The 14,177-nt window shown below is 72.2% G+C and carries 15 protein-coding genes and 1 pseudogene; 9 read left to right on the forward strand and 7 right to left on the reverse strand.

From position 1 onward, the window contains the following. Positions 1-106 precede the first annotated feature (106 nt). Together ACFVWU_RS01300 and ACFVWU_RS01305 are read left to right on the forward strand one after the other, a co-directional pair. Complete coding sequence (locus tag ACFVWU_RS01300) at positions 107-1,534, forward strand: RDD family protein (protein WP_387613820.1); 1,428 nt, start codon at positions 107-109, stop codon at positions 1,532-1,534. 109 nt (positions 1,535-1,643) lie between these two features. Next, positions 1,644-2,330 carry an RDD family protein gene (locus ACFVWU_RS01305; RefSeq protein WP_387613823.1) on the forward strand — a complete coding sequence of 229 codons (687 nt, stop codon included), beginning with the start codon at positions 1,644-1,646 and terminating at the stop codon, positions 2,328-2,330. Between the two features lie 30 nt (positions 2,331-2,360). On the opposite strand, the gene ACFVWU_RS01310 is transcribed toward ACFVWU_RS01305, so the two are convergent. After that, positions 2,361-2,609, reverse strand: a complete 249-nt coding sequence (locus tag ACFVWU_RS01310; RefSeq protein WP_387613826.1) for a hypothetical protein — start codon at positions 2,607-2,609, stop codon at positions 2,361-2,363. Positions 2,610-2,808: 199 nt separating this feature from the next. Here ACFVWU_RS01310 and ACFVWU_RS01315 point away from each other — a divergent pair, with 199 nt between their 5' ends. The 4 genes from ACFVWU_RS01315 to mycP all read left to right on the forward strand — a co-directional run bounded on the left by ACFVWU_RS01315 (position 2,809) and on the right by mycP (position 6,877). Then, positions 2,809-3,510, forward strand: a complete 702-nt coding sequence (locus ACFVWU_RS01315; protein WP_387613829.1) for an endonuclease V — start codon at positions 2,809-2,811, stop codon at positions 3,508-3,510. A gap of 99 nt (positions 3,511-3,609) precedes the next feature. After that, positions 3,610-4,050, forward strand: coding sequence for a hypothetical protein (locus ACFVWU_RS01320; protein WP_387613832.1), 441 nt, complete (start codon positions 3,610-3,612; stop codon positions 4,048-4,050). A gap of 29 nt (positions 4,051-4,079) precedes the next feature. After that, on the forward strand, positions 4,080-5,513 hold the full coding sequence (locus tag ACFVWU_RS01325; protein ID WP_387613835.1) for a hypothetical protein: 1,434 nt from the start codon (positions 4,080-4,082) through the stop codon (positions 5,511-5,513). An 86-nt stretch (positions 5,514-5,599) separates the two neighbouring features. Beyond that, positions 5,600-6,877 (forward strand): type VII secretion-associated serine protease mycosin, encoded by a 1,278-nt coding sequence (gene mycP, locus ACFVWU_RS01330; protein ID WP_387613838.1) that lies wholly within the window; start codon positions 5,600-5,602, stop codon positions 6,875-6,877. A 66-nt stretch (positions 6,878-6,943) separates the two neighbouring features. Here the strand turns inward: mycP and ACFVWU_RS01335 are convergent. From ACFVWU_RS01335 to ACFVWU_RS01345, 3 genes and pseudogenes are all read right to left on the reverse strand, one after another. After that, positions 6,944-8,087, reverse strand: a pseudogene (locus ACFVWU_RS01335) (RNA-guided endonuclease InsQ/TnpB family protein). Between the two features lie 10 nt (positions 8,088-8,097). Further along, positions 8,098-8,628 carry a GNAT family N-acetyltransferase gene (locus tag ACFVWU_RS01340; RefSeq protein ID WP_387613840.1) on the reverse strand — a complete coding sequence of 177 codons (531 nt, stop codon included), beginning with the start codon at positions 8,626-8,628 and terminating at the stop codon, positions 8,098-8,100. 56 nt (positions 8,629-8,684) lie between these two features. Beyond that, positions 8,685-9,350 carry an NAD(P)-dependent oxidoreductase gene (locus tag ACFVWU_RS01345; protein ID WP_387613843.1) on the reverse strand — a complete coding sequence of 222 codons (666 nt, stop codon included), beginning with the start codon at positions 9,348-9,350 and terminating at the stop codon, positions 8,685-8,687. A gap of 113 nt (positions 9,351-9,463) precedes the next feature. On the opposite strand from ACFVWU_RS01345, the gene ACFVWU_RS01350 reads away from it, so the two are divergent. Further along, the gene (locus tag ACFVWU_RS01350; protein WP_387613845.1) at positions 9,464-9,847 is read left to right on the forward strand and encodes a winged helix-turn-helix transcriptional regulator; all 384 of its coding nucleotides are present in this window, start codon (positions 9,464-9,466) and stop codon (positions 9,845-9,847) included. Positions 9,848-9,947: 100 nt separating this feature from the next. Continuing rightward, a complete protein-coding gene (locus tag ACFVWU_RS01355; protein ID WP_387613847.1) occupies positions 9,948-10,514 on the forward strand; it encodes a DinB family protein in 567 nt (188 codons plus the stop codon). Between the two features lie 21 nt (positions 10,515-10,535). Here ACFVWU_RS01355 and ACFVWU_RS01360 read toward each other — a convergent pair whose 3' ends face one another. After that, positions 10,536-10,976 (reverse strand): hypothetical protein, encoded by a 441-nt coding sequence (locus ACFVWU_RS01360; RefSeq protein WP_387613849.1) that lies wholly within the window; start codon positions 10,974-10,976, stop codon positions 10,536-10,538. A 496-nt stretch (positions 10,977-11,472) separates the two neighbouring features. Beyond that, positions 11,473-12,111 carry a hypothetical protein gene (locus tag ACFVWU_RS01365; RefSeq protein ID WP_387613851.1) on the reverse strand — a complete coding sequence of 213 codons (639 nt, stop codon included), beginning with the start codon at positions 12,109-12,111 and terminating at the stop codon, positions 11,473-11,475. A gap of 333 nt (positions 12,112-12,444) precedes the next feature. Between ACFVWU_RS01365 and ACFVWU_RS01370 the strand changes: the two genes are divergently transcribed. Then, positions 12,445-13,449, forward strand: coding sequence for a hypothetical protein (locus ACFVWU_RS01370; protein ID WP_387613854.1), 1,005 nt, complete (start codon positions 12,445-12,447; stop codon positions 13,447-13,449). A 22-nt stretch (positions 13,450-13,471) separates the two neighbouring features. On the opposite strand, the gene ACFVWU_RS01375 is transcribed toward ACFVWU_RS01370, so the two are convergent. Further along, positions 13,472-14,062 (reverse strand): isochorismatase family protein, encoded by a 591-nt coding sequence (locus ACFVWU_RS01375; RefSeq protein WP_387613857.1) that lies wholly within the window; start codon positions 14,060-14,062, stop codon positions 13,472-13,474. Between the last annotated feature and the right edge of the window lie 115 nt (positions 14,063-14,177).

The following is a 14,177-nucleotide window of genomic DNA, read 5'->3' on the forward strand; positions in this document are numbered from 1 at the left end:
CCGCAGTGGCATGCGCTGAGACCCGTGTTGAGACCTGTTCCGACCCGTTCCGACCGTTCCGATCCCCATCGGCCCTCGTCGGGGCCTGGCAGGAGAGAAGACCCCCATGGCGGACCGTCCCTTCGCCGCCGACGGCGACCCGGCCGTCGCACCCGGGCCCGGCTACTACCCGGACCCCTCCATCCCCGGCTTCGTCCGGTACTGGGGCGGCTCGGCCTGGGTGCCGGGCACCACCCGCCCCTCGCCGGCCGAGGGCGAGGTGCTGGAGCCGCCCCGGTTCGCCGCCCGGCGCACCGCCCCCGACGTGGCCGCGGCGCGGGCGGTGCCACCCCCGGCGGTGCCGCAGGCGCGGTCGCACTCGCCCTCGCCGCTGCCCTCGGACCTGCCCGCGCCTTCGTCCTCGCCCGCGTCCTCGCCCGCGTCCGCGTCCTCGCGTTCGTACCCGACCTCCGGTGACACCGGGCCGGTCTACCTCGACCAGACCACCGGCGGGGCGTCCTTCGTGGTCGGGCCGCGGGTGGCGGAGGTGATCGGCGGGCCGGTGTTCCGGACCGTCGAGCCCGCCGCGCAGGAGGCCGCCGGGGCATCCGGCTGGCAGGCCGATCCACAGGCGCAGCAGGGCCTGATGGAGACGGGCGGAGCGCCGCGCTGGGTCTCCTGGGGGGTGCTTCCGGGGGCGCCCGAGGCGGAGGAGGGGCACGCGGAGGCTGAGCTCGCTCCGGTTGCCGTGGAGGTGGCCGCCGCGGTCGCACCCGCCATGGCGATGGTGGTGCACGAGGCGCCGACGCCGGTCGCGGCCGCCGGGGCGGTGCCGGTGGTCGAGGCGGAGTCGGAGACGGGGGCGGACGCGGGGGCGGAGGTCGAGTCGGCGGTTGAGACGGCGGGTGGGACGTCGGCGGCTGAGGCGCCGGGGGCCGGGCTGAAGGCCGTGACCGCGCCCGCGCCCGTGCGGTCCGGGCCCGCCTCGGCGCCCGCTGCCGCCGCCGCGCTGCCCGCCGCGCGGCCGGCCCGGGAGGCCGCGGTCCGTCGTCGGCCCGCCCCCGCCGTACCCGCCGGGCTGGGGCGGCGGCTGGCGGCGAGGGCGGTGGACACCGGGGTGCTGCTGGTGGTCGCCGTCGCCGCCGGGATCCCGCTCGGGCGCTCGGTGGCCGACCACCTGCAGCAGAAGCTCGACCAGGCCAAGATGGCCAGCTTCCTCACTCGCCGCCAGGTCCAGGTCTGGCTGGTGGACGACGTGGTGCTGGGCAAGCTGGCCGTGCTGCTCGGCATCCTGGTGTTCGCCAGCCTGCTCTACGAGGTGCTGCCGACCGCCCGGACCGGCCAGACCTTCGGCAAGCGGCTGGCCCGGATCCGGGTGGTGGACGCCGCCGGGCCCGGCCGCACCCGGCTGAGCCTCGGCCGCTCGCTGCTGCGATGGGTCGTCAGACAGCTCGGGCTGGTGCTGCTGCTCGGCCTGGTGTGGCCGGTGTTCGACCGTCCGGTGCGGCGCGGCTGGCAGGACCGGGCGGCCCGGACCCGGGTGGTCCGCAGCTGAGGCCGCGGGGTCCCTCGCCGTGGGTCATCGCGTCGGCCTTCCATCCCGCGAGCAGCAAAACGGACAAAATGTCCCAAATGTTGAGAATGTGTGATGTTCTACTCGGGGAATGAGCACCCACGACCCCTCAGGCCCCCAGCCGGAGGGGGGCGGTAAGCCCTCCTTCGACAAGCAGCCCCCGCACCCCGGCGGCGGCACGCCGGAAGGCGAACCGCCGCGCCCGACCCCGTCCGACGCCCCGACCGAGGGCCCCGGCGCCTACCAGGGCACCTACGGCGGATCGGACCACGGCCAACCCCCGTACGACCAGCCCCCGCCCGGCTACGGCACCGGCCCCCGCATGTACGGCACCCCCGGACCCGTCCCCGGGATGCCGCCGATCGGCACCTGGCCCAAACGGATCATCGCCCGGCTCATCGACTACGTCATCATGCAGGCCGTCGGCGTGGTCATCGTGGGGCCCTTCGTCGACCTCGGCACGCGCGGAGGCTCCACCAGCGCGTTCTGGCTCGGCTGCGCCATCTACCTCATCTACGAGGGCCTGATGCTCAGCCGGGACGGCCAGACCCTCGGCAAGAAGGCGATGAAGGTCCGCGTCGCCATGCTGATCGACGGGAACCCGCCCACCCAGGCCGCCGCCTGGACCCGGGCCGCCGTCTACATCCTCCCGGCCGTGGTCTGCTGCGCCGCCCTGTGGTGGCTCATCGACGGGATGTTCGGCGTCTTCGACCAGCCCTTCCGACAGTGCATCCACGACAAGGCCGCGAAGACCGTGGTGGTCACCACCCAGGTCTGAGCGCGGCGGCGGACGGCGCCCGGCGGCGGATCAGCGCTGCCGGGCGTACTCGCGTCCGGCCGCGACGGGGGAGGCCCCGGCCTCCTCGGTGAGCGCGGCCGGGCGGCCGGAGACGGACAGCGAGAGCACCGTCACCACGGTGCCGAGCGCCAGCGCGAAGGCCACCAGCACCGCGACCTCCAGGACGCCCGAGGCGCCCGAGACGGCCAGCAGTGCCACCGTGGTGGCGACGACGGTGAACGAGCCGAGGCAGAACTGGGCAACGGACGGACGCGGCATGGCGGGGGTCCTTCGCACGTCGGGGGAAACGGGCGGGAATGGTGCCGGTCCAAGGGTCGTACCCGGCAGGGGAGTTCGGTAAGTCCAGGCTAACCCGCGGGGTCGGGGGCACAGGGGGCGCACGGGCTCACCCCGGGGTCGTCCGAGCCCCTCGGTACGGTGGAACACGTCCACACCACGCAGACCGGGGGAACCGACCGTGCCCATCCCCGCCGATTGGCCGACCACCGAGGCCCAGGCGCTCGCCGAGCAGGAACGGCTCCGGCCGCTCGTCCAAGCCGTCGACGACGACGGATCCGAGGACCGGCTCATCGCCGGGGTCGACGTCGCGTACGACGACGACCGCGACCTCGTCGTCGCCGCGGCCGTCCTGCTCGACCGGGACACCCTGGACGTCGTCGAGGAGGCCACCGCCGTCGGCCGGATCGCCTTCCCCTACATTCCCGGACTGCTCGCCTTCCGCGAACTCCCCGCCGTCCTCGACGCCTTGGCCGCCCTCACCCGCACCCCCGACACCGTCGTCTGCGACGGCTACGGCCTCGCCCACCCCCGACGCCTCGGCCTCGCCAGCCACCTCGGCGTCCTCACCGGGCTGCGCACCCTCGGCGTCGCCAAGACCCCCTTCACCTTCGACCACCGCGAACCCGACGCCGAACGCGGCTCCTGGACCCCGCTCACCGACTCCGCCACCGGCGAGGAGGTCGGTCGCGCCGTCCGCACCCGCCCCGGCGTGAAACCCGTCTACGTCTCGGTCGGCCACCGCATCGGCCTCGACACCGCCGTCACCACCACCCTCGACCTCGCCCGCCGCTACCGGCTGCCCGAGACCACCCGGCACGCCGACTCCCTCTGCCGCCGCGCCCTGGCCGAGGCTCAGCGCGCCCGGACGCCCTCGAACTGACCCCGCCCCGGGCGTAATTCGGACCCGGTGTGTTAGACATGACACACCGGGGCCCAGGCCCCGAGCGCAGGGGACGGACGCAACGGGGGAGGCGCCGAAGTGGGATCAGGGACCGGCTCGACCGGCGGGAACGGACACGGCTACCGCGTCGAGATCGAGCAGCTCCGCACCTTCGCGGGCCAAGTGCGGCTGCTGCTCAAGGCGTTCGAGAAGGACGCGAACGGCGACAGCACCCACGGGGTCAGCGGAATCGGCAAGGAAGCCTTCGGCACCTTCGCCGAGGCCACCGAGATCCACGACCGCTACGGCACCATGCGGGACGCGCTGCGCGTCGTGCTCAACCAGCTCCAGAGCGCCGTCGACGAGGCCCAGAAGAGCGCCGAACTCACCGCGACCAACTACGAGGAACACGACCAGCACGTGGCCACGAAGCTCAAGCTCGCCGACGACGGCTGGTCGGTCGCCGACCCCTCCGCCACCAGCAAGGCCGCCTACGAGGCGAACCAGGTCCCGTCCCAGCGCGGCAACGCCACCATCTAGCCCACCATCCGACCGGAGGTGAACCACCCGTGGTCTACACCGACTTCACCAAGTACAGCCATGCCGATCTCCGCAAGATGGCACAGGCCCTCGACCCCGGCGCGGTGATGGCCGCCGGCGATCCCTGGCGCAAGGCGGCGACCACCCTCAAGGAGATCCGCAAGACCCTGACGAAGGCCAGCACCGAGGCGGCCACCACCTGGGAAGGAACGACCAGCGACTCCTTCCACACCTCCATGCTCACCCTCGCCGCCAACATCAACGAGGCCGCCGCCTACGCCAACGACGCGGCCAACACCCTCCACAACATGTCCGAGGCGATGGCCAAGGCCAAGCGCGACATGCCGGAGGAACCCGGCAACTGGGACAAGCTCAAGGACACCGTCGGGGACGTCTTCAGCACCGACGACGAGCACATCCCGGTCGCCGACCGGAAGAAGGCCGAAGCGGCGGCGGTCATGCAGACGCTGGCGATGCACTACCGCATCGCTACGCCGGCCTTGAAGGCTCCGGCTTTGGACCTCAAGCCGGCGAAACGAAGCGATCCTGACAAGACGTCACAGGACGACCCGAGTGGGGCGGCCGCAGCGGTCGCGGCGGTGGTGTCGGGGACCTCTTTCGGAGCTGGGGGCACTTCGGCGAGGTCGGCGGCTGTCACTGCGCCGCAGCGGCCCAGGTCCGCGCAGACGTCGACGGTGGCCGGTCCCACCTCCAGGAGTGTGGCCGCCCCGACCGACGCCGGGATCAAGGGAGGTACGGCGCAGGCCCCGTCGAAACCGTCGACCACAGCGAGCCGTGTTCCTGATTCGGGTGTCTCGGGCACTCCGGTGTCCCGTCCGAGCGGAAGTGTGCCGAGCTCCGTCACTTCCGGGACCCAGACGTCCGGCCTCACCACGACCTCGCCCACAGGTCCCACGAGCGGACCGATCGCCGGTGGGGGTGGGCAGACGACGGTCAGTCCCTCAGGGCCGACCATGCAGAGCACCCCGGTCGGGCCAGGCTTCGGGCAGGGCAAGACCGGATTCGGTGGTAAGGAACTCCCCGGCAGCACGACACCAGTGGAAGGCACGGGTCCCCGTAGTGGCCGGGCCGTCGGTACCGGGGGTGGCGGTGAGGTCTATCCAGGCATTGGAGCCGGGGGCCGTGGGGCATCGGGCACCAAACAGGTGGGCGGTTCTGTGGCCCGGCCCGGGGGCGCTGTCCGTGAGACGCCGTCGCCCGGCGCCGGAGCACGTGGCAAGCAGGCCTTCACGGAGGGCGGATCGGGACTGGGGGCTCGGAACCGGATGGCTGCTGAAGCCGAGGCCCGTGGCACGGGCGCTATGGCGCACGGCGTCCCGATGAGTGAGGCACAGCGCCGCAAGAAGGACCGCGGGAAGGACGGCAAGCGTCCGGACTACCTCGTCGAAGACGAGGAGACCTGGGCGTCGGACAAGCCGGCCAACCCGAACGTGGTGGAATGAGGCCGGTCCGTAGACGGACGGGTGATCTGATCGCATCCCGCAGGTCGGTGGCCTGCGGGATGCCTCGTTGAGTGGGGTGACCGGGTTTGACGAGCCGCCTGTTGGCGCGTGGTACGGCGGCCCTTGCTGCTGGCGCAGTGGTCTGCACTGTCGCTGCACCAGCGGCATCGGCTGATCAGATCAGGGACCAGCAGTGGGCTCTGAAGGGCTTCGAGGCTGAGGCCAAGGTCTGGCCGGTCAGCCAAGGCGACGGGGTGATCGTCGCTGTGATCGATACCGGAGTGAATCAAGATCATCAGGACCTGATCGGGCAGGTGCTTCCCGGAGCCGACCTCTCCGGTGGCAACACGGACGGTCGTGTGGACGGCGACGGTCACGGCACCGGTATGGCGAGCCTGATCGCGGGGCATGGGCACGGGGCACAGGCAGGGGTCGAGGGCCTGGCTCCGAAGGCGAAGATCCTGCCGGTGAAGGTAGGAACGAAAGGCGATGATTCCGCTCCTCAGCCGAATGCATTCGCGGACGCGATTCGCTTTGCGGTGGACCATGGTGCGAAGGTCGTGAATATCTCCCTCGGAGGGAGGGACTTTCGCTTCGATTCGAAGTTGCGAAAGGCTGTCAACTACGCCGTGTCGAAGGATGCCGTGCTGGTCGCTGCCGCAGGCAACACCGGAGCAAACATGGACGTCGAATATCCGGCGGCCTTTCCAGGAGTGGTGGCCGTTGGGGCGGTTGACTCCAAGGGGGCCGTGTGGGACAAGTCCACGTCGGGTCCCGAGACCACGCTCGTCGCGCCCGGGGTGGACATCTACCACGCCACAGCCAAGTCCTCGACGGGTTACGGGGAGGGGGACGGTACCTCCGACGCCACCGCCTACGTCTCCGCCACCGCCGCGCTCATCCGCTCCAAGTACCCCGACCTGTCCGCCGGTCAGGTGATCAACCGGATGATCAAGACGGCCACCCCGCCCGCCAACGGGACGGTGGTCCCCAACAACCACTACGGCTACGGGACCGTCGCCCCCGCGAAGGCGCTGGAGGCGAACCCGGCCGTGGACAACGGGCCGAAGGAGAACCCGCTCGCGAAGCGGCCCGAGTCGAAGGGCACCCCGCCGGTCGACGACGACAGCGACGCGACGGACCAGCCCTCCGTGCAGCCCGTCGTCCCCGAGGGTGACAGCGGCGGCGGCAGCGACAACACCGGCCTGGTGATCGGCGCCGCGGCCGCCGGTGCCGTGGTGCTCGGGGCGTCGGTGGCCGCGGTGCTGATGGCTCGGCGGCGGAGGCGGGCGGCTGCCGCTACCTCCTGGCCGCCGCAGCAGCAGCCGCCGCAGTGGCCCCCGTACGGGGGCCCCGGTCAGTGAGCGGCGAGCCAGTCGTCGCGTAGGGCGGCCATGTGGAGGACGTCCCCTTGACTTCCGCTCCCCGGGCTAGAGCCCGGGGATTCCTACCACGGTGGTCTGACCGTCTCGGTGGGTTCCTGCTTCTTCGCGCTGTGCCGGGACGGGTCCCGGTCTTACCTGCGCTCGACAGGCTGTCACCGCCAGTCCGGCGGCCTTGGCGATGTTGGCTTGGGGCCGTCCTTGACACCGCAGGTCGAGCACACCTGGCTGGTGGGCTCGAACCGGCCGATCCTGATCAGGGCCGACCGAACTTCGTGGCCTTGTACTCCAGCATGCTCACGAACGCCGACCATCCGGCGTCGTTCACGGACTTGGCCAGCCGGGTGCGGGCGAGTCCCTTGACCGCCAGGTCCTCCACCGCGATGGCTTGGTTGTCGCACATCAGCCGGGTGGAGAGCTGGTGGTGGAACTCCCGCCGGGCGTCGGCCACCTTGGCGTGTGCCTTGGCGACCTTGACGCGGGCCCTGGTCCGGTTGTTGCTGCCCCGCTCCTTGCGGGACAGAGCCTGTTGGGCGCGCTTGAGACGCTTCTCGGCACGCCGCAGGAAGCGCGGGCTGTCGATCTTCGTGCCGTCGGAGAGGACGGCGAAGTGCCCGAGCCCGAGATCGAGACCGACCGTCGGCTCGGTCTCGGGCAGGATCCCGGGTTCGGTCTCCACGACGAACGACGCGAAGTACCGGCCCGCGCTGTCCTTGATCACCGTCACCGTGGACGGCACCGACGGCAGGACACGGGACCACTTCACCCGTACGTCGCCGATCTTCGGCAGGGACAGGTCCCCGCCCGGGGTGATCCTCCACCGGGCGTTCGCGGTGAAACGGATCGCCTGCCGGGTGTCCTTCCGGGACTTGAACCGGGGCGGTCCCGTCTTCGGGCGCTTGCCCTTCAACCCATCGAAGAAGTTCCGGTACGCGGCATCCAGATCCCGCAACGACTGTTGCAGCACCACCGAGGACACCTCGCGGAGCCATCCACGCTCCGGTGTCCCCTTCGAGGCCGTGAGCCTCGTGGACAACCCGCCGGAGGTGACGAACGGCAGCCCGTTGGCACGGGCGTCCTCGCGGACGCGAAGCGCGTCGTTGAAGACCACCCGAGCACACCCGAACGCCCTCGCCAGCGCGGAGCGCTGAGGCCCGTTCGGGTACACGCGGAACGAGTGCCGAAGTTGCACGACGACCAACCTATCGGGCAGCACTGACAACAGCGCGAGAGCACGCGTCAGTACAGCTCGGAACAGGACTCACAATCGCTTCACCACCGGGCCGAAGCCCGGTGCACTGCGATGAGACCCAGTAGCGGTCGTCCCAGTGGTGGGCCTGGCGGGCGCGGCCTGCGAGGGTGAAGCCGGCCTTCCGGTAGGCGTGGACGGCGCGTTCGTTGTACTCGTAGACGTCGAGGTGAACGCGGTGGAGGCGGACGGTCTCGAAGGCGTGGCGCAGGACCAGGAGGGTGGTTTCGGTGCCAATGCCGCGGCCGGTGGCGGGGTCTTCGAACGCGAGGTCGAGCCGGTCGGGCTGGTCGGGGCGGGTGGTGCACCAGTCCTCGATCCGGTCGCGGGTGAAGACCGCCCGGGTGCCGGTGAGTCGGTTGGTCTCCCGGTCGGTGCAGAGCTTCCACATCGGCTCGGTGTGCCGGGCGTCCAGGGGGACGAGCCGGATGGTGGGGCCGTGCAGGGTGGGTTTGACCGCGAGGGCGGAGAGGTCGGCGGGCATGGTGTCCAGGATGCCCGCCGATACCCGTTCGTGCAGGGAATTGTTCTTGTGGGGAGCTATTCGGCGACGGCGATCTGCTGCCGGTGGTGGGCCGGGGCGGTGAGTTCGTCGATGACGGCGACGGCGAGGTCGGCCTGGGCGATGCGGGGGCCGAGGACCTGGGGACCGCCGACGCGGTAGCGGCCGGTGCCGGGGGCGGTGCGGTCGAGGTCCATCGGCGGGGTGACGACGACCCAGTCGAGGGTGGCGGGGGAGTCGCGCAGCAGGTCGAGGGCGGCGGAGTGGCCGAGGGAGAAGGTGCGGTACGCCTCGGGGAATTCGGGGTCGTCGTGGACGGCGACACCGGGGGCGGTCTCCAGGGTGGTGGCGACGCCGACGCTGACGAGTCGTCGGACGTCCGCCCGGTCGAGGCCGGTGACGAGTGCGGTGGTGGCGGCGCGGTAGAACTCGGCGGAGGGGGTGTCGGGGGTGTAGACGGAGCTGACGGCTGCCGTGTGCCCTGGGGCGGTGGCGGCGACGGCGGCCGGGTCGGTGACGTCGCAGCGCAGCAGGGTGACTCCCTCCCCGGCGAGGTCGGCGTGGCGTTCGGGGTCGCGGACGGCGGCGGTGACGGTGAGGCCGCGCCTGCGGGCCTCGATGACGACGGCGCGGCCGACCTGCCCGCCCGCGCCGTAGACGATGACGTCCGAGCGGTGCGGCCGGTCGGTGGTGGTGCTGGTCATGGCGGTCTCCTGTCCGGTGGGGCGGGCTGGTTCGCCCGCCGCTGCCGGGACGGTAGACCGGAGGGTGCCGGTTACTTCAACGGTACCGACCGCCGGCGGGTACCGTCGGGGGTATGACGCAGACCAGTCTCTCGCCGTTGTCGGCGGACTTCTTCCCGGCCGACTGCCCGGTGCAGTCGGTGCCGGTGCTGGGCAGCCGCAAGTGGGCCTGGAAGATCATCCGCTGCCTGGAGGACGGCCCGCGCCGCTTCTCCGAGCTGCGGGTCCCGTTGAGCGGCATCACCGCCAAGGTGCTGGCGGAGTCGCTGCGTTCGATGGAGCAGGACGGCGTGGTGGCCCGGACCGAGTACGCCGAGAACCCGCCGCGGGTGGAGTACGCGCTGACGTCGCTGGGCCGCACGCTGCTCGGGCCGATGGACGCGGTGTGCGAGTGGAGCCGCGAGAACCTGGACAGCCTGCTGGCGGCCCGGCTGGAGTACGAGCGCCAAGGGCACTGACCTGCGGGCCCGGTGGGGCGGGGCACCCTGGCAGTAATTCGGCGGTCGCTGGCGCCCATGCCGCTGGTGGGGTGGTCCGGGCGGGCGCCATGCTGGGCGCATGAGCACTTCCGAGAACGCCCTGAGCCCCGCCGACGCGATCGTCCCCGACACCAAGGACTGGACCTGGGTCCTGGAACGCCCGTGCCCCGACTGCGGGTTGGACACCCCGGCGGTGGCCGCCACGGACGTCGCCGCGATGGTCCGGGCGAACGCGCACGGCTGGCTGACGGTGCTGGCCGGCGACGGCGAGGGGCTGCGGCGCCGTCCGTCCCCGGAGGTCTGGTCGGACCTGGAGTACGCCTGCCACGTCCGGGACGTCTTCCGGCTGTTCCTCGTCCGGCTGAACCTGATGCTGGACCAGGACGGCCCGCTGTTCCCCAACTGGAACCAGGACGAGACGGCGGCCGCCGAGCGCTACTGGGAGCAGCAACCGCAGGTGGTGGCCGGGGAGCTGGCGGAGGCCGCCGAGGCTCTGGCGACGGCGTTCGACGCGGTGGCGGGGGAGCAGTGGCGGCGGACCGGGAACCGCAGCGACGGGGCGCGGTTCACGGTCGAGTCCTTCGCCCGCTACCTGATCCACGACCCGGTGCACCACCTGTACGACGTGACGGGCGAGCGGGTCTGAGGCCCCCGGGGGCGGGCGGGGTCACCAACCGGAGGCCTCGTGCAGCATGGTGCGCCGCAGCCGCCCGGCCACGCTGGCGGTGTCGGTGCCGATGACGTCGGCGATCTCGGGTGCGGCGAGGCCGACGACGTAGTGGAGGATCGCCAGGTCGTCGTCGGCGGGGTGGCGGTCCGGGACGACGGGCACCTGTCGGGTGTGCTCCGCGACGGTGCCGCGCAGGATCTGCCAGGCCAGCGCGGTCGGGTTGTGGCTGGTCAGTAACTCCCGCCACTGGACGGCGATTTCCGCGAAGGCCTGCTGCACGGCGGCGGCCGCGTCGCCGTGCTCGGCCAGCCACACCCGGGCGTAGCTGAGGTACCGGGGGCGGTGGAGTTCGCAGAAGGCCGCGAATTCCAGTGGTACGTCCTCCGGTTCGCCGGGCTCGGGGGGAGGCCCGGCGGCGCTCGTGTGACGGTTGGTCATCTCGTCTTCTCGGAAAGGGAGATGGGTTTCTGACGGTCGATCATCTGTGCTCACTCTACGGTAGGCCCTCGGTGCGCTGGGTGACCAATCTGATGGAATGCCCGGAACCCGCCGCCGCTCGGCCGGTTCCGGCGGCAGTCGGTGCGGCGCGGCGGCGGTACTGCCGGGCGAGGTCGGGCGAGGGCCGGTCGCGACCGGTCCCGGGAGTGCTGCGCAATGGTGCGGGGGGACGTAGGCGCGAGCGTGTCGCGGCTGGTCAGAGGGTGTATGAGGGGAGGTGCTGCAGGGCAGTTGAGGTGCCACCGTAGGGCCTGCCGGGTCCGGCGTCCACGCCCACGGCGCGAAGTCGCGGCCGCACAACCATCCGCGCAACCGCACTCACGGCGGGTGTTGCGTCGGGGCGGGTACCGGTGGGCGGGGGCGGGTTACGGCGATCGCGCGCCCCGGCGGCCTGCGGCAACCGGGGCGCGGGGCGGGGCGGTGCGGGGCCGCCCGGTCAGGAGCTCGTACGGGCCTCCGAGGGGGCGATCCGGTCGTCGGCGGTGTTGCCGCGTTCGACCTGGGCGGGAAATGCCCCAAGGGCCGTCCGCCGGGCCAACTGGGCCGCCGCGGCGGCCTCCTCTCGCTCGCACCGGTGAGTGCCGGAAGCGCCGGAAGCGCTGGAAACGCCGGGAGCACCGGAAGCGCAGGGGCCGCCGGCACTGCCTGGTCCGCCGACGGCATGTCCGCCGGCCGCATGCCCCCCGGCGGTGTGCCCGCCAACCGCGTGGGCCGCACCGGAGTGCGCCCCCGCCGCCCGCCGGCGCCGGCCGAGCGCGACCCGCTCGGCGTGTTCCTCGGCCGCCTGTCTAGCGGCCAGATAGGCCTGCACGGCCGCTATGCCGTAGACCGGCTGGATGAGCTGGTGTCCCTTGAAGAAGGGTCTGGCCGGCGCGAACCCGGCGGCGACCACCAGGTCGCGGATCTCGGCTATCTCCGCCTCGCTGCGGGCGGTGAAGCGGACCTCCCAGCCCTTCTTGTACGTATGGCCCTTCTCACCGCTGCGGCGGGCCGGGTCCGGGCGGCGGACGTATCCGGGCAGGCGGCCGAGGCGGAGCTGGGCCGCGCGGAGGCCGGCGGTCTCGTCACGTGACATGACGTAAGCCTAGGCAATCCCCGGGGCGGGATTGACGCGCTGAGGGTCCCTCGCCGTATGCCCTTGATCACTCTGGGTCAGGCGACCAGGTCGGCGATCGTTTTCGATCAGATCCGATAGCCATATGAGCGTCATTTACTCCAAATGAGTGAGGGTATGGGGACTTTAGTGCAGGCTGATCCCGGTTTGGCGACGGTTGCGTAACAGTGCGTCAGGCTGCGACTCGTGAGCGGCGGGGGTTGGGGATGGTGGCGGCATGAGCGAACGCACTGAGCGAACGCACTGAGCGAACCATCAAGGGGTGCGCATGAGCGAGCGAAGCGAGGCGGGCGCATGAGCTACCGGATTCCCTCGGCGCCGCCGTCCCTGGAGGAACTGGCGAAGCGTCAGCAGAACGTCGTCACCGCGAGCCAGCTGCGCGCCCGCGGCGTGCCGGCCCGGGTCGTCACCGGGCACTGCCGCCGGGGCGGCCCCTGGCAGCGGCTGCTGCCCCGGGTCTACCTGCTGCAGTCCGGCGAGCCCACCCCGGAGCAGCGGATGTGGGCCGCGCTGCTGTACGCGGCGCAGAACGGCCGGGAGGAGGGCCGCCGCGAGGGCGCGGTGATCACCGGGGCCGCCGCACTGGCGCTGTACGGCTTCGCCGCCGTGCCCCGGCTGCCCGCGGTGACAGGGGTGGACGTCCTGGTGCCCCGCCAGCGCCGGCTCAAGGACGCCGGCGAGGTGCGGATCCGGCGCACCGAACGGGAGTTGGTGGCCCGCTCGGTGCACGGCCTGGCCTGCGCACCGGTGGCCCGGGCGGTCGCGGACGCGCTGTGCGAGTGGACGGCCGACCCGGGCACCCCGGCGCCGGTGCGCGAGGTGCTGCGGGAGGCCGTCGCCCGCCCGGAGAATTGCTGCACGGTAAGGGAGTTGGCCGATGAGCTGATCGACTCCGGGCTGACCGGCGAGCCGCGGGTGCGCGCGGCGCTGGACGAACTCCTCGCCGGTGAGCGGGACCTGGTGCTGGATCAGGTCGGCCGACTGGTGGACGAGTGGCTGCTGCCCGCCCCGCTGAGCTCCCCCGAGCTGCGGATGCGCGGCGGCACGTACATCGCCGTCCCGGACCTCTACTGGCCGGAGCGCGGCGTCGCGGTGGAGGTGGACTCGGACCTGCGTTGCGTCAGCGAGGGCGAGGCCGCCTGGGTGCGCGGCGGCCAGCACCGGATGGAGTACCTGGGCATCCGGGTGGTGTACGTCTCCGGCACCCGGCTGGCCGCCGACCCGGAGGCGGTCGGCGGCGAACTGCGCGAGGCCTACCGGGTCGGTGGGACGGACGTGGTGGAACTGCTGGTGGTCTGAACGCCGCCCGTGCCCACCGGACCTACGACCGGACCACCGGCGTGCCGATCAGCTCGACCCCGGCCGCCCGCAGTTCGTCCAGCGCGGCGGCGGTGGTCTTCGGCGCCACCCCGGCGGTGAGGTCGAGCAGCACCCGGGTGGTGAAGCCGGCCCGCGCGGCGTCCAGGGCGGTGGCCCGGACGCAGTGGTCGGTGGCGATGCCGACCACGTCGACCTCGTCGACCTGCCGTTCGCGCAGCCACTCCACCGGGCCGCGGGCGTTCTCGTCCAGTCCCTCGAAGCCGCTGTAGGCCGCCGAGTAGGCGCCCTTGTCGAACACCGCCTCGACCGCGCCGGAGATCACGGCGGGCGCGAAGTTGGGGTGGAAGCCGACGCCTTCGGTGCCGGCCACGCAGTGCACGGGCCAGCTGGAGACGTAGTCCGGCTCGGCCGAGAAGTGCTCGCCCGGGTCGATGTGGTGGTCCCGGGTGGCGAGGATGTGCTGGTAGCCGGGGGAGGACTCGGCGATCAGATCGGTGATGGCGGCGGCCACCTCGGCGCCGCCGGCGACGGCCAGACTGCCGCCCTCGCAGAAGTCGTTCTGCACGTCGACGACGATCAGTGCCCGGTGCATGGCTCGCATCCTCGGATGTGGGGGCGGTGTGCCCCGGTGGTGGGGAGCCTCGGCGGCTCTGGAGGATTCCAGGGGAACTCTACGGCTGACTCTAGGGAGTGGCGCGCGGGGGCGG

Origin of the sequence: Kitasatospora sp. NPDC058190, assembly GCF_042883685.1 — a bacterium.
In the GTDB taxonomy this organism is placed as follows: Bacteria; Actinomycetota; Actinomycetes; order Streptomycetales; family Streptomycetaceae; genus Kitasatospora.